This window comes from Microbacterium sp. NPDC064942 (assembly GCF_049545525.1).
Taxonomy (GTDB): Bacteria; Actinomycetota; Actinomycetes; order Actinomycetales; family Microbacteriaceae; genus Microbacterium; species Microbacterium gawkjiense.
In genome coordinates this window covers 46,992-69,632 of sequence record NZ_JBMWDR010000011.1, presented here as the reverse complement: position 1 = coordinate 69,632, position 22,641 = coordinate 46,992, and the positions used below count along the sequence as shown (strand labels likewise).

At 70.6% G+C, this 22,641-nt stretch carries 23 protein-coding genes; 16 read left to right on the top strand and 7 right to left on the bottom strand.

Annotated features, from left to right (window positions below; genetic code table 11):
- Nucleotides 1-4 precede the first annotated feature (4 nt).
- Together ACPEH2_RS14975 and ACPEH2_RS14970 are read right to left on the bottom strand one after the other, a co-directional pair.
- Nucleotides 5-685, bottom strand: coding sequence for a response regulator (locus ACPEH2_RS14975; RefSeq protein ID WP_311289757.1), 681 nt, complete (start codon nucleotides 683-685; stop codon nucleotides 5-7).
- On the bottom strand, nucleotides 682-1,947 hold the full coding sequence (locus tag ACPEH2_RS14970) for a sensor histidine kinase (RefSeq protein WP_253034299.1): 1,266 nt from the start codon (nucleotides 1,945-1,947) through the stop codon (nucleotides 682-684). Before ACPEH2_RS14970 ends, ACPEH2_RS14975 begins: the two co-directional genes overlap by 4 nt.
- 127 nt (nucleotides 1,948-2,074) lie before the next feature.
- Here ACPEH2_RS14970 and ACPEH2_RS14965 point away from each other — a divergent pair, with 127 nt between their 5' ends.
- Nucleotides 2,075-3,514, top strand: a complete 1,440-nt coding sequence (locus ACPEH2_RS14965; RefSeq protein ID WP_359920760.1) for a cation:dicarboxylate symporter family transporter — start codon at nucleotides 2,075-2,077, stop codon at nucleotides 3,512-3,514.
- Between the two features lie 72 nt (nucleotides 3,515-3,586).
- On the opposite strand, the gene ACPEH2_RS14960 is transcribed toward ACPEH2_RS14965, so the two are convergent.
- A complete protein-coding gene (locus ACPEH2_RS14960; protein ID WP_064003169.1) occupies nucleotides 3,587-3,769 on the bottom strand; it encodes a DUF5302 domain-containing protein in 183 nt (60 codons plus the stop codon).
- A 294-nt stretch (nucleotides 3,770-4,063) separates the two neighbouring features.
- On the opposite strand from ACPEH2_RS14960, the gene ACPEH2_RS14955 reads away from it, so the two are divergent.
- The 6 genes from ACPEH2_RS14955 (at nucleotide 4,064) to ACPEH2_RS14930 (ending at nucleotide 10,307) form a co-directional block, all read left to right on the top strand.
- On the top strand, nucleotides 4,064-6,328 hold the full coding sequence (locus tag ACPEH2_RS14955) for a polyribonucleotide nucleotidyltransferase (RefSeq protein WP_359920868.1): 2,265 nt from the start codon (nucleotides 4,064-4,066) through the stop codon (nucleotides 6,326-6,328).
- A 204-nt stretch (nucleotides 6,329-6,532) separates the two neighbouring features.
- Complete coding sequence (locus tag ACPEH2_RS14950) at nucleotides 6,533-7,552, top strand: aldo/keto reductase (protein ID WP_359920763.1); 1,020 nt, start codon at nucleotides 6,533-6,535, stop codon at nucleotides 7,550-7,552.
- Nucleotides 7,553-7,616: 64 nt separating this feature from the next.
- Nucleotides 7,617-8,216, top strand: coding sequence for a histidine phosphatase family protein (locus ACPEH2_RS14945; protein ID WP_217531391.1), 600 nt, complete (start codon nucleotides 7,617-7,619; stop codon nucleotides 8,214-8,216).
- A gap of 1 nt (nucleotide 8,217) precedes the next feature.
- Entirely contained in the window at nucleotides 8,218-9,039 is an 822-nt protein-coding gene (locus tag ACPEH2_RS14940) for a sulfite exporter TauE/SafE family protein (RefSeq protein WP_217531390.1), read from the top strand.
- 9 nt (nucleotides 9,040-9,048) lie between these two features.
- Nucleotides 9,049-9,861 carry a 4-hydroxy-tetrahydrodipicolinate reductase gene (gene dapB, locus ACPEH2_RS14935; RefSeq protein WP_217531389.1) on the top strand — a complete coding sequence of 271 codons (813 nt, stop codon included), beginning with the start codon at nucleotides 9,049-9,051 and terminating at the stop codon, nucleotides 9,859-9,861.
- Entirely contained in the window at nucleotides 9,858-10,307 is a 450-nt protein-coding gene (locus tag ACPEH2_RS14930; protein ID WP_359920767.1) for a tetratricopeptide repeat protein, read from the top strand. The genes dapB and ACPEH2_RS14930 overlap by 4 nt, the downstream gene beginning before the upstream one ends.
- A gap of 4 nt (nucleotides 10,308-10,311) precedes the next feature.
- Here the strand turns inward: ACPEH2_RS14930 and ACPEH2_RS14925 are convergent, their stop codons facing one another.
- The 4 genes from ACPEH2_RS14925 to ACPEH2_RS14910 form a co-directional block, all read right to left on the bottom strand.
- Nucleotides 10,312-11,202 carry a TIGR01777 family oxidoreductase gene (locus ACPEH2_RS14925; RefSeq protein ID WP_359920769.1) on the bottom strand — a complete coding sequence of 297 codons (891 nt, stop codon included), beginning with the start codon at nucleotides 11,200-11,202 and terminating at the stop codon, nucleotides 10,312-10,314.
- Entirely contained in the window at nucleotides 11,195-11,620 is a 426-nt protein-coding gene (locus ACPEH2_RS14920; protein WP_359920772.1) for an OsmC family peroxiredoxin, read from the bottom strand. The genes ACPEH2_RS14925 and ACPEH2_RS14920 overlap by 8 nt, the downstream gene beginning before the upstream one ends.
- A 94-nt stretch (nucleotides 11,621-11,714) precedes the next feature.
- Nucleotides 11,715-12,281 carry a DUF4395 domain-containing protein gene (locus tag ACPEH2_RS14915; protein WP_359920774.1) on the bottom strand — a complete coding sequence of 189 codons (567 nt, stop codon included), beginning with the start codon at nucleotides 12,279-12,281 and terminating at the stop codon, nucleotides 11,715-11,717.
- Complete coding sequence (locus ACPEH2_RS14910; RefSeq protein WP_064003179.1) at nucleotides 12,274-12,711, bottom strand: TlpA family protein disulfide reductase; 438 nt, start codon at nucleotides 12,709-12,711, stop codon at nucleotides 12,274-12,276. Before ACPEH2_RS14910 ends, ACPEH2_RS14915 begins: the two co-directional genes overlap by 8 nt.
- A gap of 82 nt (nucleotides 12,712-12,793) precedes the next feature.
- Between ACPEH2_RS14910 and thyX the strand changes: the two genes are divergently transcribed.
- The 9 genes from thyX (at nucleotide 12,794) to ACPEH2_RS14865 (ending at nucleotide 22,603) form a co-directional block, all read left to right on the top strand.
- Nucleotides 12,794-13,537: an FAD-dependent thymidylate synthase gene (gene thyX / locus ACPEH2_RS14905; protein WP_359920777.1), complete on the top strand. Its 744-nt coding sequence runs from the start codon at nucleotides 12,794-12,796 to the stop codon at nucleotides 13,535-13,537.
- A gap of 21 nt (nucleotides 13,538-13,558) precedes the next feature.
- Nucleotides 13,559-14,308, top strand: coding sequence for an SDR family NAD(P)-dependent oxidoreductase (locus ACPEH2_RS14900; RefSeq protein ID WP_359920778.1), 750 nt, complete (start codon nucleotides 13,559-13,561; stop codon nucleotides 14,306-14,308).
- Between the two features lie 193 nt (nucleotides 14,309-14,501).
- Nucleotides 14,502-15,374, top strand: coding sequence for a type IV toxin-antitoxin system AbiEi family antitoxin domain-containing protein (locus tag ACPEH2_RS14895; protein WP_359920781.1), 873 nt, complete (start codon nucleotides 14,502-14,504; stop codon nucleotides 15,372-15,374).
- A gap of 164 nt (nucleotides 15,375-15,538) precedes the next feature.
- Nucleotides 15,539-16,516, top strand: a complete 978-nt coding sequence (dapA, locus tag ACPEH2_RS14890; RefSeq protein WP_311289767.1) for a 4-hydroxy-tetrahydrodipicolinate synthase — start codon at nucleotides 15,539-15,541, stop codon at nucleotides 16,514-16,516.
- A complete protein-coding gene (locus ACPEH2_RS14885; protein WP_311289769.1) occupies nucleotides 16,513-18,189 on the top strand; it encodes a ribonuclease J in 1,677 nt (558 codons plus the stop codon). Before dapA ends, ACPEH2_RS14885 begins: the two co-directional genes overlap by 4 nt.
- Nucleotides 18,190-18,210: 21 nt before the next feature.
- Entirely contained in the window at nucleotides 18,211-18,702 is a 492-nt protein-coding gene (locus tag ACPEH2_RS14880; RefSeq protein ID WP_217531381.1) for a GNAT family N-acetyltransferase, read from the top strand.
- Between the two features lie 68 nt (nucleotides 18,703-18,770).
- Complete coding sequence (locus tag ACPEH2_RS14875; RefSeq protein WP_253034314.1) at nucleotides 18,771-21,467, top strand: FtsK/SpoIIIE family DNA translocase; 2,697 nt, start codon at nucleotides 18,771-18,773, stop codon at nucleotides 21,465-21,467.
- 33 nt (nucleotides 21,468-21,500) lie between these two features.
- Nucleotides 21,501-22,067, top strand: coding sequence for a CDP-diacylglycerol--glycerol-3-phosphate 3-phosphatidyltransferase (gene pgsA / locus ACPEH2_RS14870; RefSeq protein WP_217531379.1), 567 nt, complete (start codon nucleotides 21,501-21,503; stop codon nucleotides 22,065-22,067).
- Nucleotides 22,067-22,603: a CinA family protein gene (locus ACPEH2_RS14865; protein ID WP_359920787.1), complete on the top strand. Its 537-nt coding sequence runs from the start codon at nucleotides 22,067-22,069 to the stop codon at nucleotides 22,601-22,603. Before pgsA ends, ACPEH2_RS14865 begins: the two co-directional genes overlap by 1 nt.
- Nucleotides 22,604-22,641: the final 38 nt, after the last annotated feature.

The window sequence follows — 22,641 nt, the reverse complement described above, 5'->3', positions numbered from 1 at the left end:
CCGCTCACTGCTTCCAGCGGTACTCCGTCTCGGGGCGACCCGGGGTCCCGTACCGTTGCACCCGCTCGACCCGGCCCGCCTCGGCGAGGTGCTCCAGGTATCGCCGCGCGGCGACCCGCGACATCCCGAGCCGGTCCGCCGCCTCCCGCGCCGACGCCGGCCCTGTCCGCAGCAGCGCGCTCACGCGGCCGAGGGTCTCGGGCGACAGCCCCTTCGGCAGTGTCGGCGCGGGCGCGGTGCGCAGGGTCCCGAGCATCGCGTCGATCTCGGCCTGCGTCGCCGCGCCCGCCGTCTGCGACACCTGGTCGCGGAAGCGGCGGTACTGCTGCATCCGATCCTGGAAGTCGCCGAACGTGAAGGGTTTGACGAGGTACTGCACCGCGCCGAGCGTGATCGCCTGTCGCACCACCTCCGCATCGCGGACCGACGTGATCGCGATGACGTCGACCGTCCCGGCTCGGGCGCGCAAGTGGCGGAGGACATCGAGGCCCGAGCCGTCCGGCATCGTCATGTCGAGCAGGACGAGGTCGATGTCGGCGGCGCGGGGACTGTCGAGCAGGGCGGCGACGGCGGCGCGTGCGCCCGTGCACTCGGCGACGACCTCGAAGCCGTCCAGCCGCTCGACGTAGTGCCGGTGGAGTTCGAGCGTGAGGGCGTCGTCGTCGACGACCAGGACGCCGATCATCCGTTCCTCCGGGGGAGGATGACGCGGAACGTCGTCGGATCGGACTTCACCGAGATCGTGCCCTGGGCCTCCTGCACGATCGAGCGCACGAGGGCGAGGCCCACGCCGCGGCCGAGCTCGCCCGCGGGTTTCGTCGAGAAGCCGTGCGCGAAGATGCGGTCCGTGATCTCGGCCGGGATGCCGTCCCCGCTGTCGGCGACCTCGACGGCGAGCTCGTCCTCCGCGGTGCGGGTCATGCGCACGTCCACCCACCGCGGCGCGGCGCCGGACGCCGCGGCATCCAGCGCATTGTCGATGAGGTTTCCGACGATCGACACCGCGTCGACGGGGGAGAGCACCGATCGCGGCGCGTCGGCGTCGATGCGCGCGCGCCACTCGACACCGCGCTCGGCGGCCTGCGACGCCTTGCCGAGCAGCAGGGCGCCCACCGTCGGGTCGCCCTCGCGGCGGGCCGCGACCTGATCGACGAGCAACTGGCTCTGCCGGGCGTCCTCCGACAGGATCTCGATCGCCTCGCTCGTGCGGCCCAGTTCGAGCAGGGCGATGGCCGTGTGCAGCCTGTTGCCGTGCTCGTGCGTCTGCGCCCGGAGCGCCTCCCCGAGGGTGCGCATGGACTCGTACGACGAGACGGCGTCGCGCACGGCGCCGGCGGGGAGGTCTCCGGTGACCCGCCGGGTCGCCCGCCGGGCGAGGATGGCTCCGGCGAGCCCCGCCGCGGCGAGGACCACCGCGATGCCGACCGCCACCAGGACGCGCGGGCCGAGCGTCTCGGCGATCGATCCGATCGTGACGCCCACCGACACTCGCCCCACGACCTCGCCGTCCGAGACGACCGGCACGATCGTCCGGACGGACGGCCCCAGGGTCCCGGTGAACTCCTCCGTGAGGGTCGCGGTGCCCTCGGGGATGGTCCCGAGGTAGCGCTCGCCGATCCGAGCCGGGTCAGGATGGGTGATCCGGATGCCGGAGGGGTCCATCACGGTCACGAAGTCGACGCCGGCGTCGGCGATGATCGCCTCGATCACGGGCTGCAGGACGCGCGACGCCGCGGCGCGGTCCCCCTGCGCAAGGGCGTCGACGACGCCGGCGCTGTCGGCGATCGTCTCGGCCACCGCCCGCGTCACCCGCTCGGCCTCCGCGCGGACGGCGCGCTGGCCCTCCCAGAGCAGGATCCCCGCCATCGCGAGGGAGAGGACGACGACGGCGGCCGAGACGGCGACGAAGACGCGGGATGCCGCGCTCGTCGGTCGGGGTCGCGCCACCCTGCACTCCTCTCGCCGTTCTGCGAACAATACGACCACAACGGCGGATGCCGGTCCGCGAGGCGCACGCTGATCCTCGTCGACACCGCCGTCGGCTCACGACAAAGACTGTCACGCAGGAGAGATCATGGCCCTCACAACCTCGTTCCGGCTCCCCGGATACAACCCCCGCCGCGGCAAGCAGGCCTGGGACAAGCACACCTGGCTGTACGTCTCGGTGATCATCGCGGTGGTCCTCGGCTGCGTCGTCGGTCTCCTCTGGCCGAACTTCGCCGTCGAGCTGGAACCGGTCGGCAAAGCGTTCGTCAACCTCATCAAGATGATGATCGCGCCGATCATCTTCTGCACGATCGTCGTCGGGGTCGGCTCCATCGCCAAGGCGGCCACCGTCGGTCGCATCGGCGGCCTCGCGCTCCTCTACTTCATGGCGATGTCGACCTTCGCTCTGGGGATCGGTCTCGTGGTCGGCAACATCATCCACCCGGGTGAGGGCCTCAACATGCAGAGCGCGACCTACGACACCGGTTCGCTGCCCGAGGCGAAGACGACGACGGAGTTCATCCTCAGCATCATCCCGACCACCTTCTTCTCGGCCTTCACCGGCGAGAGCGTCCTCCAGGTCCTGTTCATCGCTCTGCTCGTCGGCTTCGCCCTGCAGAAGATGGGCGCCAAGGGCGAGCCCATCATGAACGCGGTCAAGAACCTCCAGGCCCTCGTCTTCCGCATCCTCGGCATGATCCTCTGGCTCGCCCCGATCGGTGCGTTCGGCGCCATCGCCGCCGTCGTCGGCAAGACCGGTGTCGCGGCGATCCTGAGCCTCGGCCTTCTGATGATCGCCTTCTACATCACCTGCATCGTGTTCATCGTCGGCGTCCTCGGAACGCTCCTGTACGCCGTCGCCCGCATCAACATCTTCCAGGTGATGAAGTACCTCGGCCGCGAGTACCTGCTCATCGTGGGCACCTCCTCGAGCGAGTCGGCCCTGCCGCGCCTGATCGCCAAGATGGAGCACCTCGGCGTCTCCAAGCCCGTCGTGGGCATCACGGTCCCCACCGGGTACTCGTTCAACCTCGACGGCACCGCGATCTACCTCACGATGGCGTCGCTGTTCATCGCCGCCGGCATGGGCGCGCCGATGTCGATCCCCGAGCAGATCGGTCTCCTGGTCTTCATGATCATCGCCTCCAAGGGTGCTGCCGGTGTCACCGGTGCGGGCCTGGCGACCCTCGCGGGCGGTCTGCAGGCCTACCGCCCCGACCTCGTCAACGGCGTCGGCGTCATCGTCGGCATCGACCGGTTCATGTCCGAGGGCCGTGCGCTCACGAACTTCACCGGCAACGCGGTCGCGACGCTCCTCATCGGCACGTGGACGAAGCAGATCGACCGCGAGCAGGTCGCCGCGGTGCTCGCGGGGCAGCGACCCTTCGACGAGTCGAGGCTCACGGGTCACGGCGTCTCGGACGACACCGGCGCCGTCGACACGACGGGCCTCGGCGACGCCGCCCTCGACGAGGCAGCGGCCAAGGAGGAGCGCGCTCGGCGCCGCGCGGAGGTGGCCTCGCACTGACGCGACACGAACGCGGCGGGCCCGGACAGCCAGAAGGCGTCCGGGCCCGCCGTCATGTCGGGCCGTTCGGGCTCAGCCGCTCTTGCGTCGGAACTCGCGCTTGGTGACGGCGCCGTGCGTCCCGTGCACGGCGGAGTCCCCGTCCAGGTGGGCTTCACCCTTCCGGCTCTGCGCGTTCTTCTTCTCGAGCGCCTCGCGGAACTTCCGCTTCATGTCTTCGGATGCCGCGTCCGCGGTCTTCTCGTCGTCGCTCATGCCGCCACGATACGCACTCCGAAGGGTCCGCTGATAGGCTGGGCCGGGTTGCCCGCGGTCCTCATCGCGGCATCCGCTCAACTTCACAGTGAGCTCATGGAGCAGGCCCGGCAGGAAGCTGGTCCCCTGTGGTGGATTCCCATCCCGTTCCCGCGGATGGTGGTCTTCGACTGGTGGCCAGCGCAGGCGGTCCTCGCGGATTCTCCGCGCGCCCATATCTGCCTGTTCCTGCTCCTTCGCACGATCTCGCTCGCGAAACGCGCGTGCGAGTCTAAACAAAGAAGGAGAGACCTCTTGGAAGGTCCTGAAATCACCGCCGCCGAAGCCGTCCTCGACAACGGACGCTTCGGCACCCGCATTGTCCGGTTCGAGACCGGACGCCTCGCCCAGCAGGCGCAGGGCGCCGTCGCCGCCTACCTCGACGAGGAGACGATGCTCCTGTCGGCCACCAGCGCCGGCAAGCACCCCCGTGAGGGCTTCGACTTCTTCCCGCTGACCGTCGACGTCGAAGAGCGTTCGTACGCGGCGGGCAAGATCCCCGGCTCGTTCTTCCGTCGCGAGGGTCGTCCCTCGACGGAGGCGATCCTCGTCTGCCGCCTCATCGACCGGCCGCTGCGTCCGTCGTTCGTCGACGGCCTCCGCAACGAGGTCCAGATCGTCGTGACGGTGCTGTCCATCGCGCCCGGCGAGTACTACGACGCCCTCGCGATCAACGCGGCCTCCGCGTCGACGCAGATCTCGGGTCTGCCGTTCTCGGGCCCGATCGCCGGTGTGCGCCTCGCGCTCATCCCCGGTCACGGCGAGCACGCCGACCAGTGGGTCGCGTTCCCGAACCAGAAGCAGGTCGAGGAGGCCGTATTCGACCTCATGGTCGCCGGTCGCGTCCTGCCCGACGGCGACGTCGCGATCATGATGGTCGAGGCCGAGGCCACCGAGAACTCGTGGAACCTCATCAAGGGCGGCGCCGTCAAGCCGAGCGAGGACATCGTCGCCGGTGGCCTCGAGGCCGCCAAGCCGTTCCTCAAGCAGCTCGTCGAGGCGCAGGCGCAGATGGCCGCCGAGTCCTCGCGCGAGCCGGGCGTCTACCCCGTCTTCCCGCCGTACAGCTCCGAGGTCTACGACTTCGTGGCCGGCCGCGCCTACGACGACCTGGTGAACGTGTACCAGATCGCCGACAAGCAGGAGCGTCAGGCTGCCGACGACGCCGTGAAGGACCGCGTCAAGGCGGAGCTCATCGCGGCCGTCGAGGCGGAGCAGCTGCCCGCCGGCGCGCCGATCGAGTTCTCCGCCGCGTACAAGTCGGTGACGAAGGTCGTCGTCCGCGGCCGCATCCTCTCCGAGGGCGTCCGCATGGACGGCCGCGGGCTGGCCGACATCCGTCCGCTCGACGCCGAGGTGCAGGTCATCCCGCGCGTCCACGGCTCGGCGATCTTCCAGCGCGGCGAGACCCAGATCCTGGGTGTCACCACTCTGAACATGCTCAAGATGGAGCAGCAGATCGACTCGCTGTCGCCCACGACGAGCAAGCGCTACATGCACCACTACAACTTCCCGCCCTACTCGACCGGTGAGACCGGCCGTGTCGGCAGCCCGAAGCGTCGCGAGATCGGGCACGGCTTCCTGGCCGAGCGCGCCCTCGTGCCCGTGCTGCCGAGCCGCGAGGAGTTCCCGTACGCGATCCGCCAGGTGTCCGAGGCGCTCGGCTCCAACGGCTCGACGTCGATGGGCTCGGTGTGCGCCTCGACCCTGTCGCTGCTGAACGCCGGTGTGCCGCTGCGCGCACCCGTCGCCGGCATCGCGATGGGCCTCGTGACCGACGAGGTCGACGGCCAGACGCGCTACGCCGCGCTGACCGATATCCTCGGCGCCGAGGACGCCCTCGGCGACATGGACTTCAAGGTCGCCGGCACGAGCGAGTTCATCACCGCGATCCAGCTCGACACGAAGCTCGACGGCATCCCGTCGTCGGTGCTCGCCGCCGCGCTGACGCAGGCGAAGGATGCCCGCCTCACGATCCTGAACGTCCTGAACTCGGCCATCGACGCGCCCGACGAGATGGCGCCCACCGCGCCGCGTGTCATCAGCGTCCAGATCCCGGTCGACAAGATCGGCGAGCTGATCGGCCCCAAGGGCAAGACGATCAACGCGATCCAGGACGAGACCGGCGCGCAGATCTCGATCGAGGACGACGGCACGGTGTACATCGGCGCCGTCGACGGTCCCTCGGCCGAGGCCGCGCGGGCGCAGGTGAACGCCATCGCCAACCCGACCAACCCCGAGGTCGGCGAGCAGTTCCTGGGCACGGTCGTCAAGATCGCGACCTTCGGTGCGTTCGTCTCGCTCCTGCCCGGCAAGGACGGCCTGCTGCACGTCAGCGAGGTCCGCAAGCTCGCGGGCGGCAAGCGTGTCGAGAACGTCGAGGACGTCCTCGGTGTCGGTCAGAAGATCCTGGTCCGCATCACCAAGATCGACGACCGCGGCAAGCTGTCGCTCGAGCCCGTGGTCGAGGAGTCGGCTCCCGCCGGCGACGCGGCCGCCGAGGCGCCGGCCGAGGCCTGATCCTCCTCTGACGAACGCCCGTCCTCTTCGGAGGGCGGGCGTTCGCCGTTTCACTGCCGCCCCGCTGCGGCAACCGTTATCGAAACGTCATCGTTCACGGGGTGGCTGTGCACGTCGCGTCCGAGGGCTGCTCTACCCTCGGAGTGAGCGCACCCGGCGGCGCGTGGACGCATGTCTCCCCGAGCGCTCTGCAAGGAGACGGGCATGGCAGCGTTCGAGACGGCGGATCCGACGTCGCCGAGCGCCGCGCCCACCCTGCACCCGTCCGGTCCGCTGCCCGTCCACGGCGCTCCGGTGGGGCGCACCGTGCGCGTCCCCCTGGGCGAGACCGGGTTCTCGGTGTTCCCGCTCATCCTCGGCGGCGGCGAGTTCGGCTGGCACGTCGACATCGCGGCGGCCCACGCCATCCTCGACCGCTACGTCGACCGCGGCGGCAATGCGCTCCACACCTCCGACAGCTACGCCGCCGGTCGCAGCGAGCACGCCATCGGCAGATGGATGGCGGCCCGGCGCAACCGCGACGACATCGTCCTCACGGTCCGGGTCGGTCGCGGCGCCGACAACCCCGGTCTCGGCCCGGTCAACCTCGTGCGGGCCGTCGAGGCATCCCTCATCCGACTCGGCACCGACCGGATCGACGTGCTGTCCCTCGACGGCACCTCCGACCGCACCACCATGCTCGAGGACAGCCTCGCCACGGCGGAGTGGCTCGTCGAGTCGGGCAAGGTGCGCGCTGTCGGCGCCGCGGGCTACCGCGCCGCGCAGCTGGTGGAGGCCCGCATCCTGTCGGCGGCCGGATACCCCCGCTTCACGGTGCTCGACGTGCCGTACAACGTGCTCCGGCGCGACGAGTTCGACGGCGATCTGCGACTGGTCGCCGGCGCGCAGGGCATCGCCGTCACGCCGTCGCAGGCCCTCGAGCACGGGTACCTGTCGGGGATGCATCGCGACCGCGACCACGTCGGGGGCACGGTGCGCGGTCGCCAGTTGGCGGCGAGTATGAACCGTCGAGGCGCGCGCACCCTGCGGGCGCTCGACCGCATCTCGGGCGAGCTCGCGGTGCCACCCGCCGCCGTCGCGATCGCCTGGCTCCTCGGGCAGCGGGTCGTCGCGGCCCCGATCGTCAACGCGTACGCCGTCGCCCACGTCGACGAACTCGTGCAAGGCGTCGGTGTGCACCTCAGCCGCGCCCACCTCGCAGAGATCGCGCGAGCCACCGACTGAGGCTGGTTTAGGGTGGAGGGAGCCGGGGCAACCCCCGGCGCACCTTCGACGAAGCGAGCAAGCGGTGACGCACTATCTTTATCTGGTGCGACACGGCGAGCACCTCGACGCCGAGCACGGGCTCGCCGACGGACCGCTTTCGCCGCGCGGTCGTCGGCAGGCCGAGCTTCTCGCCGATCGTCTCTCGGGCGTCCCGCTCACCGCTGTGTGGCACTCACCGCTGGTGCGTGCGGCCGAGACCGCTCGCGCGGTCGCCGAGCGCCTGCCCGCGGTCGACCCCGAGCCCACCGCCCTGCTGTTCGACTGCGTGCCGAGTGGCATGACGCCGGACACCCCGCACGTGTACGAGCCGTTCTTCGGGGGAGTGACCGAGGCCGAGGCCGACGCGGGAGCCGCGCAGATGGCGGATGCCGGGGCGGAATTCCTCGCGCACCGTCCCCACGCGCACGAGCTGCTCATCACCCACAACTTCGTCATCGCGTGGTTCGTACGCGAGGTGCTGCAGGCGCCGGAATGGCGGTGGCTGACGATCAACCAGGCGCACTGCGGCCTGACGGTGCTGGCGCAGCGCCCGGGGCGTCCGTGGACGCTCGTCTCCCACAACGACCTCGCGCACCTGCCCGTGGAGCTGCGGACGGGTCTCCCCGACATCCTCTCGGTGTGAGGTGCTGACCGGCCCTCTCCTCGCCGAGTGGCTCCCCGTCTCCGCGGGCGCCCTGCTGTTCCTCGTCGTCGCCGCCGGTGTCGCCGGCTGGGTGGACGCCGTCGTCGGAGGAGGCGGCCTCATCCAGCTCCCCGCCCTCGTGATCGGGGTGCCGAAGGACGTCGCCACGCCGTTCATCCTCGGGACGAACAAGCTCTCGTCCTTCTTCGGGACGCTCTCGGCCAGCTGGGTCTATCTGCGTCGTGTCCGGGTCCACCTCACCCTCCTGATCCCGCTCGTCGCCGGGGCGTTCGCCGGTTCCGCCGTCGGTGCGGCCCTCTCGCGGTACGTGCCCCGTGAGCTCCTGACCCCCGTCGTGCTCGTCGCCGTCGTCGCCGTCGGCGTCTACACGCTGCTGCGGCCGCGCATGGGGCTGAACCACGAGCCGCGGCATACGGATCGCCGCGCCGTGGTGTGGCGCTCGGGCGCCATCGGGCTCGGGGTCGGCTTCTACGACGGCATCCTCGGGCCGGGCACCGGGTCGTTCTTCGTCATCCTCCTCGTCAGCGTCCTCGGCTTCGGGTTCCTGCAGGCGAGTGTGAACGCCAAGATCGCGAACCTCACGACGAACCTGGCCGCGCTCATCGTCTACGGCGTGCACGGCGAGATCATCCTCGCCCTCGGCCTGCTGATGGCGTGCGCCAACATCACCGGTGGCCTCCTCGGCGCACGGATGGCCACCCGCGGCGGCAACGGCTTCGTCCGCGTCGTGTTCCTCGTCGTCCTCGGCCTGCTGGTCGTCAAGCTCGCGTGGGACACGATCGCGTCGTTCCTGCCCGCCTAGGCTGGTGGCATGACGACGCGCGTGGCCCTCGTGGGCGGGAACGGCAAACTCGGCGGGATCATCGCGCAGGTGATCGCAGCGACCGACGGATACGAAACGGTCGCCGTCCTCGGGTCCTCGAGCGACCTCGCCGAGCTCGACGGTGCCGATCTCGTCGTCGACGCCTCGACCCCGGCCGTGTCGATCGACGTCGTCCGCGCCGCGATCGAGCGCGGCAAGAACGTCCTCGTCGGCACCTCCGGATGGTCCGCCGAGCGCATCGCCCTCGTCCGCCCGCTGGTGGATGCCGCCGGCACGGGCGCCGTCTTCATCCCGAACTTCTCGCTGGGTTCGGTGATCGGGTCCGCGCTGGCTGCGGCATCCGCTCCCTTCTTCCCCTCGATCGAGATCGTCGAGACCCACCGCGAGACGAAGGTCGATTCGCCCAGCGGCACGGCCGTCCGCACCGCGGAGCTCATCGCCGCGGCGCGGTCGGAGGTCGGACCCGTCGAGGCGCCGCACGTCGACCAGCGCGCGCGGGGCCAGCAGATCGCCAGTGTCCCCGTCCATTCGCTCCGCCGTCCGGGGGTCATCGCCCGCCAGGAGACGATCCTGTCGGGGCCGGGGGAGTCGCTCACGATCGTCCACGACACCGTGGACCCTGCCGCGGCCTACGCCCCCGGCATCCGCGTGGCACTCGACGCCGCCCGCGACGCATCGGGGATCGTCGTCGGTCTCGACGCGATGATCGACATCGGGATCCGGATGCCGCACACGTCCCGCACGGTGCCGGTCGCCGACGGGGACGTCTCGGGCCAGGTCGCCGCGACGACCGCCCGATGAGGACCCGCATCGGCGTCGGGATCGTCGCCGTCGTCCTCGTCCTCTACATCGCCCTCGTCGCGCAGCGGGCCGTGCTGCTCGTGGCGAGCGGCGATCCGGTGGGCATCGCGATGGGGATCGCCCTCGTGCTCCTGCCCGTCGTGGCGGTGTGGGCGCTGTGGCGGGAGCTGAGCTTCGGCCTGGGAGCGCAGCGGCTCGGCCGACGACTCGAGGCCGAGGGCGGCCTGCCGGAGGAGGAACTGTCGCTGCGCCCGAGCGGACGCCCCGTGCAGGCCGAGGCCGATGCGCTCTTCCCGGCGTACCGCGACGCCGTCGAGCGCGACCCCGACGACTGGCGCGCCTGGTACCGGATGGGGCTCCTTTACGACGGTGCGGGCGACCGCCGGCGCGCACGCAGCGCCATCCGCACCGCGATCTCGCGCGAGCGCGCCGACCGTCGCGGCTGACCCGTCAGACGGCCGCCGCCACGGCGTCCTCGACGGTCGGATGCCGGAACGTGAAGCCCGACTCGAGCAGCACCGCCGGGACGACGTGCGTGTCGTTGGCGAGCAGTGCCTCGACCGCGTCCTTGCCGAGCACGAGCCGGACCGCCCACAGGGGCGCGCGCAGCACGTACGGGCGGTTCAGGCGGCGTGCCAGGGCGAACCCGAGGTCGTTCGCGGTGGCGCGTTCGGGCCCCGTCAGGTTGACCGGTCCCGTGATCCCGCGGTCGATGACGTGGCGGATCGCTCGGACCTCGTCCTCGAGCGAGATCCACGGCCACACCTGCGTGCCGCGGCCGAGCGGCCCCGACAGGCCGAGCTTGGTGAGCAGCAGCAGCGGCTTCAGCACGCCGTCCCGGTGGACGACAGGGGCGGTGCGCAGCAGTGCGGTGCGGACACCCGATGCGGTCGCCGCGGACTCCCACTCGCCGCAGAGGTCGGACAGGAACGCGTCGCCGCGCGGACCCGACTCGTCGAAGGTCCGGCCGTGCACGTCGGGCGGGTAGTACCCGGTCGCCGAGGAGCTCACGAACAGCGGCGCCTCGTCCGCGAGCTCGCGGAGGGCGCGGGCGAGTGTCTGCGTCGGATGGATGCGCGACCACACCAGCGTCTTCTTGTACGAGGGCGTCCACGGGAAGCGCCCGATCGTCGCGCCGTTGAAGTTCACGACGGCCGCAGCCCCCGCGAGCACCTGGGGGTCGAGCGGCGATTCGCCCGGCGCCCAGGTGACTTCGTCGGGGGCCTGCGCCTCGTGGCGGACGAGTCGCGTGACGGTGTACCCGTCGGCCCGCAGCGAATTGACGAGCGCCCGTCCGATCAGACCCGACGCCCCCGAGACGACGACGCGGCGATCAGGCAAGCGTCGCCTCGAGCGTGATCTCGATGCCGGAGAGGGCTGCCGAGACGGGGCATCCCGCCTTCGCCTCGTGGGCGATGCGGTCGAAGTCCTCCGCCGAGAGGCCGGGCACCGACGCGTTGACGTTCAGGTGCGAGCCGGTGATCCCGGTGCCGGGGATAAAGGTGACGGATGCCGTGGTCTCGACGCTCTCGGGCGGGGTGCCGTTCTCGGCGAGGGCGTTGGAGAGGGCCATGCTGAAGCACGACGAGTGCGCGGCGGCGATGAGTTCCTCGGGCGTCGTCACCGAGGTGGATCCCTCGCTGCGCGCCTTCCAGTTCACGGCGAACGGTCCCTGGTTGGAGCTCTCGAGGGCGACCTCGCCCGAACCTTCGAACAGGGTGCCCTTCCAGCTGGTGGTGGCTTCGCTCGTGACGCTCATGGTGTCTCCTCGGTCGTGGTCGTGACGGATCGCTGCCGAGCCTAAACCTCGTCCATGAGCGTGCGATATGACTTGACGCGGCCGCAGCGGAGCGTCAGGCGATACGGCCCACGAGGCGGACGCGCTGCAGGACCAGCCACAACTGGCATCCGAGGCACAGCCCGAACACGGCGTTGAGGAACGCGGCCATGAAGGCGAGGCCCGCGGCGATCGGGAGCGCCACCGGGACGCCCATCACGTGGAGCAGCAGACCGACGGTGGTGACGAAGAGTCCGACGCCCTGGGCGAAACGGGGCGGACGGGGGTCCTCGAGGTCCGTCGGCGGTGCGAGACGCGGCTGGACGAGGCGCCGGTAGAGGACGCCCCACGGAGCGGTGCGGGGCGAGACGACGCCCCACAGGAACAACAGGGCGATGACGAGGACGGCGAGGAAGCCGGGGTCGAGGATGCGCGCGCTGACCGGCGCGAGCGAGATCGCCCAGGGGCTCCCGGAGACGAAAGCGAAGTCGCCGATCGGCTGATAAGCGAACCACCCGAAGGATGCAGGCCTCTGCGTCGAGATACCGACCAATGCCAGAAGCGTCGCAACGAGCAGCAGCACCGACGTGACGGATGCCGCGAACCGCGGCCCGCGCGGATCGATCCCGCGCACCTCAGCCACGGCCGGCTCCCGTGGTCACCCGGTCGAGCTCCATCTCGACGACCTGGCGTCCGGGTGTGCCGCCGAACCGGGAGCGCACGACGCCGTGCTTGTCGAGGATGAGGGTGGTCGGGGTCTGCAGGACCCGGAAGTGCTGCGCGATGTCGACGCGGTGGGTGAGGTCGACGTCGAGGTGGATGACCCCGTCCCGCTCGTCCGCGATCTCGCGGAGCGTGCGGTGAACGCCCGGGCACCGGCCGCACATCTCGGTGCTGAACTGCAGCAGGGTCGCCTCGTCGCCGAGCCGCTCCGCGCCCAGGCGGGTCGGCTCGACGACCTCCTGCGGGTCGAAGGGACGCGGCCGGTTCTGCCGCCACCGCAGCGTGAGACCGATGCCGACGGTCACCGCGAGCAGCGCGGTCAGCACGACGATGGCGGGGAGAAGTTCCATGACCGCTCCACAGTAATGCCGGCCGCGGTGCCGTGGCGCCGCGGCGTCATCCGGCGTCACCCCGGCGGGTAGTGTGTGAGCCGTGAGTGAGCGCGCCGACAGCCCCGAGATCGAGTTCCGCAGCGATGTCACCGTCGAGCTGGTGCGCTCGTCGGCATCCGACAGCGACGTGCTCTTCGCGGCCCGGGTCTCGACTCAGGGCGAGCAGACCCTCGAGGCCGCCGCCGAGGGCACCGAGGCGACGGGGCGCGACCGCGGCCTCATCAACTACCTCATGCGCGACCGCCACGGTTCGCCGTTCGAGCACAACTCGATGACCTTCTACGTCCAGGCGCCGATCTTCGTGTTCCGCGAATTCATGCGGCACCGCATGGCGTCCTACAACGAGGAGTCGGGCCGCTACCGCGAGCTGCGTCCCGTCTTCTACGTCCCGGCCCCCGAGCGCAATCTCGTCCAGATCGGCAAGCCCGGCGCCTACCAGTTCCTCCCCGGGTCCGAGGAGCAGGTCGAGCTCGTCGCCCGCGAGACGCGCGCGGCATCCGTCGCCGCTTTCGAGAGCTATCAGCGGATGCTGGACGCCGGCATCGCCCGCGAGGTCGCCCGCATCGTCCTGCCGCTGAACATCATGTCCTCGATGTACGTGACGGTGAACGCCCGGTCGCTGATGAATTTCCTGTCGCTGCGCACCACCCGCGAGGGCACGCACTTCCCGTCGTTCCCGCAGCGCGAGATCGAGATGTGCGCCGAGAAGATGGAGAACGTGTGGCGCGAGCTCATGCCGCTCACGTACGCCGCCTTCAACGCGAACGGTCGCGTCGCCCCCTGACCCGCTCCTAGGCTGGCGCGCATGAGTCGCACCGCCCTCGTCACCGGAGCCAGCTCCGGGATCGGCGCAGAGTACGCCCGCCAGTTGTCGTCCCGCGGCGCCGAGGCCGTCCTCGTCGGCCGCGACGCCGACGCGCTGCGCGCTCTCGTCGACGAGATCGCGGCGGCCGGAGGACGGGCCGAGCTCCTCGTGGCCGACCTGCTCGATCCCGCCGAGCGGCGGCGCGTCGAGGAGCGCGCGGCGGGTGTCGACGTGCTCGTCAACTGCGCCGGCTACGGCCTGCGCCGCGCGTTCGAGGAGAGCGACATCGACGAGGAGGCCCGCCACCTCGAGCTCCACGCCGAGGTGACGATGCGTCTCACCCGTGCCGCGCTGCCCGCCATGCTCGAGCGCGGCAGTGGCCGCATCCTGAACGTCGCCTCGGTGGCGGGGCTGGTCCCGCGGGGCACCTACGGAGCCGCCAAGGCGTGGGTCGTGAGTTTCAGCCGGTGGGCGAACGCCGTCTACGCGTCCCGCGGCGTGACGGTCACGGCGGTGTGTCCGGGCTTCGTCCACACGAACTTCCACGAGCGGCTCGGCCTGCCGCCCGGACAGGAGGGCGTCCCCGGATGGATGTGGCTGGAGGCCCCTCAAGTGGTGCGCACCTCGCTGCGCGACGCCGCCCGCGGCCGTGCCGTCAGCATCCCCTCGTCCCGGTACAAGGCGCTGGTCGCCGTCTCGCGCCTGCTGCCCGACCGCGTGGTGGTGCCCGCCGCCTCCCGCGGCCGCTGACCCGGAACACCGTTTTCGCAGCCGACACGCCGCCGGGGCGTACGTTCGCTGCGGCGTGTCTCCGGTCGACCGGTCATCTGCGTCGGGATGCCGGGTGTCATCGCCTCCTCACACGAGATCGGCCCGCTGCCGCTGTCCACAGGTGCGACGACTCCGCACCGGATCCGGGCCGGACGCCGCCACGCTCGATCGGGTGCTTCCCACCACCGTCGCCACCGTCGTGTCCCAAGGGGGAGTCGCGCGGACGCGGACCCTTCGGGACACGGGAGTGACGGATGCCGCACTCCGCGCCGCGGTCGAGGCGGGTCACCTCCTTCGAGCACGACAGGGCGTGTACGCCCTCCCGGATACCGCCCCGGCCGTTCTCGAGGCACTGCGAGGGCGGGGTCGGGTCGCCTGCCTCAGCGCCGCGCGCCATCACGGGCTCTGGACCCTCGACGGGGGACCGCACTCGCAGACCCACATGTGGGTCGATCCGGACCGACACACAGTCCCCGCGCCCGTCGGCGTCGTCGTCCACCGAGACGGCCACCGTGCACCGCGTCGCCTCGAGACGGTCGACCTCGTGCACTGCCTGAGCCAGATCGCCCGATGCGCCGGTGCGGAGGCCTTTCTCTGCGCGCTCGAATCCTCGCTGCGGCCGGGACTCCTCACGCACGGCGAACGGGAAGAGCTGCGAACCGCGGTACCCGTCGGCATCCGTCCGCTGGTCGATCTCGCGCGAGCGGATGCGGACAGCGGGCTCGAAACGCTCATCCGGTATCGGCTGCACCTCCTCGGCATCCCCTGCCTCTCCCAGGTCGCCATTCCCGGCGTCGGCAGAGTCGACCTGGTCGTGGGGGACTGCCTCATCATCGAGGCCGACGGTCGAACGCATGAAGGCGAGGGCAGGCACCGCGACCTCGTGCGCGATGCGGTCGCGGCGACCCTCGGCTTCGTGACCCTGAGATTCGACGCGGCGATGATCCTCCACGATTGGCCCACGGTCGAGTCCGCCGTCCTCGGGGTCCTCGCACGCGGCGGTCACGAGTCCGACTTCGGCCGTCGCGTCCGTGCCGCTTTCTGATCGAAAGACCGGCGACGGGGCCGGCACGCCGCTCACTCGACGGTCATCCGGGCGCGCCCTCCACCTGACCGGTCCTTTCTGCCCGAACCCGACCGCGCGCCCGACCCAGCCTCCCGACCACCACCCCGCACGACCGGCGGACCCCGACCGGTACCCTGGGAACCATGACGCACTCCGCCAATCCGTTCGGTCAGGTGCTCGTCGCGCTCGTCACTCCGATGACGGCCGACGGCGAGGTCGATTGGCCCGCGGTCGAGAAGCACATCGACGACGTCATCACCGGCGGCGCCGACGGCATCGTCGTGACCGGCACGACCGGTGAGACCAGCACGCTGACGGATGCCGAGAAGCTGAAGCTCGTCGAGGTCGGCAAGTCCGTCTCCTCGGGTCGCGCCAAGATCATCACGGGCGGCGGCTCCAACGAGACCGCTCACGCGATCGAGCTCTACAAGGCGAGCGAGAAGGCCGGCGCGGACGGCATCATGATCGTCACGCCGTACTACAACAAGCCCACCCAGGCCGGCATCCTGACGCATTTCCGCCTCGTCGCCGACGCGACGGACCTGCCCGTCATCCTCTACGACATCCCCGGGCGCACGGGTGTGCCGATCACCTACGAGACGATCCTGCGCCTCGCCAAGCACCCGAACATCCTCGCGGTGAAGGACGCCAAGGGCGACTTCAGCGAGGTCAGCCGTGTCCTCAACCAGACGGACCTGCTCTACTTCTCCGGCGACGACGCCAACGTCCTGCCGCACCTCTCGATCGGCGCCGCCGGCCTCATCGGCGTCACGGCGAACATCACGTCCGCTCCCTACCGGGTGATCGTGGATGCCGTGAACCGGGGCGACCTGAAGACCGCGACCGCCGCGCACCAGAAGCTCGAACCCCTCGTCCGCGCCGTGATGACCCACGTCCCGGGCACCGTGAGTGCGAAGTACATCCTCCACGGACTCGGCCGCATCTCCAGCCCGCGCGTGCGTCTGCCGCTCGTCGGGCCGGAGGAGTGGGAAGCCGCCCTCATCGAGGACGAGCTCGCCCTCGTCGCGGATGTCGACGGTGCCGACTTCTCCAACTTCCGACCTGACCGCAATGCCGCCGCCGGCGGCGCCCTCCCGAAGGTGCATGGAACAACTCGATGACCACTCCCGTCTCCGCCCCTGAAGCACTCGCGCCCGGCACGCTGCGGGTGACCCCCGTCGGCGGACTCGGTGAGGTCGGCCGCAACATGACGGTCTTCGAGTTCGACGGCAAGCTGCTCATCGTCGACTGCGGCGTGCTCTTCCCCGAGGAGCACCAGCCCGGCGTCGACCTGATCCTGCCCGACTTCGAGGCGATCCGCGGCAGGCTCGACGACATCGTCGGCGTCGTCCTCACGCACGGTCACGAGGATCACATCGGTGCGGTGCCCTACCTCCTCAGGCGCAAGGGCGACATCCCCCTCATCGGGTCGCAGCTGACCCTCGCGCTCGTCGAGGCGAAGCTCAAGGAGCACCGGATCAAGCCGTACACGCTCACGGTGAAGGAGGGGCAGCGCGAGCAGGTGGGGCCCTTCGACCTCGAGTTCGTCGCGGTCAACCACTCCATCCCGGATGCGCTGGCCGTCGGCATCCGCACCCCCGCGGGTCTCGTCCTCGCGACGGGCGACTTCAAGATGGACCAGCTGCCGCTCGACGGTCGCCTCACGGACCTCCGCGCGTTCGCCCGTCTCGGCGAGGAGGGGGTCGACCTCTTCCTCGTCGACTCCACGAACGCCGACGTCCCCGGCTTCACCCCGCTCGAGCGCGCCATCGGGCCGGTGCTCGACCAGGTGATCGGCAAGGCGCCGCGCCGCGTCATCGTCGCGAGCTTCTCGAGCCACGTGCACCGCGTCCAGCAGGTCATCGACGCTGCCGCCGCCCACGGCCGGCGGGTCGCGTTCCTCGGCCGGTCGATGGTCCGCAACATGACGATCGCCGAGCAGCTCGGCTACCTCCACGTCCCCGACGGCGTCCTGATCGATTACAAGAAGGCCAAGGACCTCCCCGACGATCGCATCGTCTACATGTCGACGGGTTCGCAGGGCGAGCCGATGGCCGTGCTCTCGCGGATGGCGAACCTCGACCACGCGATCGAGCCGGGCGAGGGCGACACGGTCATCCTGGCCTCGAGCCTCATCCCGGGCAACGAGAACGCCGTGTACCGCGTGATCGACGGGCTGACCAAGCTCGGGGCGAACGTCGTCCACAAGGCGAACGCGAAGGTCCACGTCTCGGGCCACGCCGCCGCCGGTGAGCTCCTCTACTGCTACAACATCCTGAAGCCGAAGAACGTCCTGCCCGTCCACGGCGAGTACCGCCACCTCATGGCGAACGCCAAGCTCGCGCAGGACAGCGGCATCCCCGCCGAGAACACGATCCTCGCCGAGAACGGCACCGTCATCGACCTGAAGGACGGGGTGGCTCGTGTCGTGGGTCAGCTCGACCTCGGCTTCGTGTACGTCGACGGGTCGTCCGTCGGCGAGATCACGGACGCCGACCTGAAGGACCGTCGCATCCTGGGTGAGGAGGGGTTCATCTCCGTCATCGTCGTGGTGGATGCCGCGACCGGCCGCATCGTCACGGGTCCTGAGATCCACGCGCGCGGCGTCGCGGAGGACGACGCGGTGTTCGACTCCGTGAAGCCGAAGATCGCTCAGGCGCTCACCGACGCCGCCCAGTCGGGTGTCCGCGACCAGCACGCCCTGCAGCAGGTCGTGCGCCGCACGATCGGGCGCTGGGTCAACCAGTCGCTGCGTCGTCGACCGATGATCGTCCCCATGGTGATCGAAGCCTGACGAGGCCGCTACCATTCGGGCATGCCCGAGTCGTGGTCGCTGCGCCCGGCCGTTCAGGCGGACGGGGTGTTCCTCGGCGACATGGTCGTCGAGGCCGCCAACTGGCGGCCCGGTGCGGCGCGCCCGCGACACGAGATCTTGTCGCATCCCGATTACAGCAGGTACCTGTCGGGGTGGATGCGGCCCGGTGACGTCGGGTTCGTCGCCGTCGCCGGCGCGGAACAGGTCGGGGCCGCGTGGTACCGGACGATGCCGCCGAACGATCCCGGCTTCGGGTACGTCGGCACGGGGGTGCCCGAGCTCATCATCGGGGTGAAACCGCTGTGGCGTTCGCACGGCGTCGGACGTGCGCTCCTGCGGCGACTGTGCGACGAGGCCCGTACCGAGGGCCGCGCGCGCATCTGCCTGTCCGTCGAGCGGGGGAACTTCGCCCAGGTCCTCTACCGGAGCGAGGGGTTCGCGGTCACGCGCAGCGGGTTCGGCCGCGACACGATGGTCATGCGCCTCGGCTGACCGCGGATACCGGCGAGGGGTCGCGTCAATCCGGGCACATGTCGGTCCTCGCGCCTACCGTGGAAGGTATGCCCAGGAGCAGCAGTCCGGCCAGCAAACCCCGCGCCTCCGCGTCGGGCTCCTCGGCGCGCGCGAAGAAAGCCGAGCCTACGCCTCGTCGAAAGGCCGAACCGGCCCCGAAGCGGTACGTCGACGACGTCGAGCGTCCCCCGGTCCTGGTCCGCGCCTGGCTGGGGCTCGCGCACGTGGCCGGCGGCATGTTCCGCGCCTTCGGCTCCGAATCGCTCGAGAAGGACCAGCGGCGCGACGGGTTCCCGTTCCTCCTCGTCCTCATGGCGATCGCCGGCGCCGTCGTCGAGTGGTTCCTCATCGGGACCGAGGTCGGCACCAACATCAGCGCCTACACCGTGGGTGCGCTCATCGGCCGCGAGGCGTTCGTCTTCCCCGTCATCCTGCTCCTGCTCGCGGGGTGGCTCTTCCGGCATCCGCCCTCCGTCCACGACAACGGCCGGATCGGCATCGGTGCGGGCCTGTTCATCCTCGCGGTCGCCGGTTTCTGCCACGTCGTCGCGGACCGACCGCAGCCGAGCGAGGGCCTCGCCGCACTGAGCGCCGCGGGCGGCCTCTTCGGGTGGGCCATCGGCGAGCCGTTGACGGTGCTCTCCGAGATCGGGGCCGGCATCGTGCTGGGCCTGCTCGCGTTCCTCAGCGTCCTCATCCTCACCAAGACACCGCCGAACCGCATCGGGCGGCGCCTCGGCGACCTGTACGCCTGGATGTTCGGCGCCGAGCGCTCCGAGGCCGACGACGCCCCGTCCCAGGGTCGGACCGGACCGACGGTCGCCTTCGACGCACCCGAGGACGAGGGCGAGTCGCTGCCCTGGTGGCGGCGCAACAAGTCCGGCCGCGAAGAGGACGCCGACGGCGGACTGGGCGCCGACGACCTGACGGCGCTCCTCGAGGCCAGCGGCGACGGCAGCTTCGACAACCCGGTGACGACGCCGACGCCCGAGGTGATGCCGGATGCCGTGACGGAGATCATCGCGCCCGCCGCGCCTCGCACGCCGGGCCGCAAACGCGACGCCGCGGCCGGGGACGTGCCGCCCGTCCCGCCGCTGCCGGACTTCGTGGCCGCGAATCTCGACTCCGTCGACCCGGATGCCGCGGACTACCGGCTGCCGTCCGCCGACGCGCTCGCCGCCGGTACGCCGCACAAGGCGCGCTCCGAGGCGAACGACGCGATGGTCCGCGCCATCATGGGCGTCTTCGAGCAGTTCTCCATCGACGCGAAGGTGACCGGCTTCTCGCGCGGTCCGACCGTGACCCAGTACGAGATCGCTCTGGGGTCCGGGGTCAAGGTCGAGCGCATCACCGCGCTGACCAACAACATCGCCTACGCCGTCGCTTCCAACGAGGTCCGCATCCTCGCCCCGATCCCGGGCAAGAGCGCGATCGGTGTCGAGATCCCCAACACCGACCGCGAGATCGTCACGCTCGGCGACGTCCTGCGCTCGCCCAACGCACAGCAGGCGACGCATCCCATGACGATCGGCATCGGCAAGGACGTCGGCGGCGGCTACGTGGTCGCGAACCTCGCCAAGATGCCCCACCTCCTGGTCGCGGGATCGACCGGCTCGGGCAAGTCGAGCTTCGTGAACTCGATGATCACGAGTCTGCTGATGCGCGCGAAGCCGTCGGACGTCCGCATGGTGCTCATCGACCCCAAGCGGGTGGAGCTCACCTCGTACGCCGGCGTGCCGCACCTCATCACGCCCATCATCACGAACCCCAAGAAGGCTGCCGAAGCGCTGCAGTGGGTCGTGAAGGAGATGGACATGCGGTACGACGACCTCGCGTCGTTCGGATTCCGTCACATCGACGACTTCAACCGCGCCGTCGTGGCGGGCGAGATCCAGCTCCCCGCCGGCAGCGAGCGCGTCCTGAAGCCCTATCCCTACCTGCTGGTCGTGGTCGACGAGCTCGCGGACCTCATGATGGTCGCTCCCCGCGACGTCGAGGACTCGATCGTCCGCATCACGCAGTTGGCCCGTGCCTCCGGCATCCACCTCGTCCTCGCGACGCAGCGGCCGTCGGTCGACGTCGTGACGGGTCTGATCAAGGCGAACGTCCCGTCCCGTCTCGCGTTCGCGGTGACGAGCGTCACCGACTCGCGCGTCATCCTCGACCAGCCCGGCGCCGACCGCCTCATCGGACAGGGCGACGGCCTCTTCCTCCCGATGGGGGCCTCGAAAGCCGTGCGCGTCCAGGGCGCCTGGGTCGCCGAGAAGGAGATCGAGAAGGTCGTCGCGCACGTCAAGAACCAGGCGCGTCCCGAGTACCGCAAGGACGTCGAGGCGATCGTCGAGAAGAAGGAGATCGACGCCGACATCGGTGACGACCTCGAGCTGCTCCTCGCCGCCGCCGAGCAGATCATCACGACCCAGTTCGGGTCGACGTCGATGCTGCAGCGCAAGCTCCGGGTCGGCTTCGCGAAGGCGGGTCGCCTCATGGACCTCCTCGAGGCGCGCGAGATCGTCGGTCCCTCCGAAGGTTCCAAGGCCCGCGACGTGCTCGTCACCCCCGACGAGCTACCCGCCGTCCTCGCCCGCCTCCGCGGCGAGGAGCCTCCGGCGGACGCGACGCCCGTGTCGACTCCTGCGGCCGACCCGTACGGGCCCGACGCGGTGACGCAGCAGTTCGAGGGCTACGAGGTCGTCGAGTCCGAGGGCGATGAGGATGCCTGGGGTCTCACGGGCCGCGACTGAGGTCGGGTGTCCGCGGCTCGATAGGCTCGGACCGTGACGATCCCGCGGCAGCTCCCGAACGCCATCACGATCCTGCGCATCCTGTGCGCGCCGGTGTTCGTCTGGATGCTCCTCGCCGACGGCGGCTCGGACGGCCCGCTCCGGTGGTGGGCGGCGGTGCTGTTCATCGTCGCGATCGCGACGGACGGCATCGACGGGTATCTCGCCCGCAAGCACGACATCGTGACGGACCTCGGCAAGCTGCTCGATCCGATCGCCGACAAGGTGCTGACCGGCGCCGCCTTCGTGTCGCTGTCCATCCTCGGCGAACTGCCCGTCTGGGTCGTCGTCCTCGTCCTCGTGCGCGAACTCGGGATCACGGTGCACCGCCTCGTCGTGGCCACCGACCACGTGGTCGCGGCCGCCTGGATGGGCAAGCTGAAGACGGTCGCGCAGGCCGTCGCCCTCTCGCTCGCCCTCCTACCGCTCTGGACGGTCGTGGGGGAGTGGATCCACGTCGTCAACACGATCACCATGAGCGTGGCCGTCGTCCTGACCGTCGCCAGCGGAATCGACTACGTCGTCACCGCGCTCCGCTCCCGCACCTCGAGGAAGCCATGATGCGCCGGACGCCCAGCGAACTCCCCGAGGAGCTCGAGCAGACCGCGGTCGCCAGCGGACCCCGCTCCGAGTCCGAGCGGCTCGTCGAGCGACTGAAGGAACTGGGGTGGACCCTCGGTGTCGCCGAGTCGCTCACCGGCGGCCTCGTCGCGGCATCCGTCGTCTCGGTGTCGGGTGCGTCGGCCGTCTTCCGCGGCGGCGTCGTCGCCTACGCCACCGATCTGAAGGAGCGGCTCCTCGGGGTCGACGCGACCCTCCTCGAGGCCCACGGTCCCGTGCATCCGCGGGTGGCGCGCCAGATGGCGGACGGCGTCCGTCGCACCGTCGGGGGCGCTGAGCCCGCCGACGTCGGCATCGCCACGACGGGGATCGCCGGCCCGGTGTCGTCGGACGGGCAGCCGGTGGGAACGGTGCACATCGCCGTCTCCACGCCCCTCGGATCGCGGGTCGAGTCGCTCCTGTTGAAGGGCGACCGGGACGAGATCCGCACGGCTGCGGCAGCCCGTGCGATCACGCTCGCCGTCGACGCTCTCTGAGGCGGGAATAGCGCTCGTTCCGAGCACGTTACGTCTCG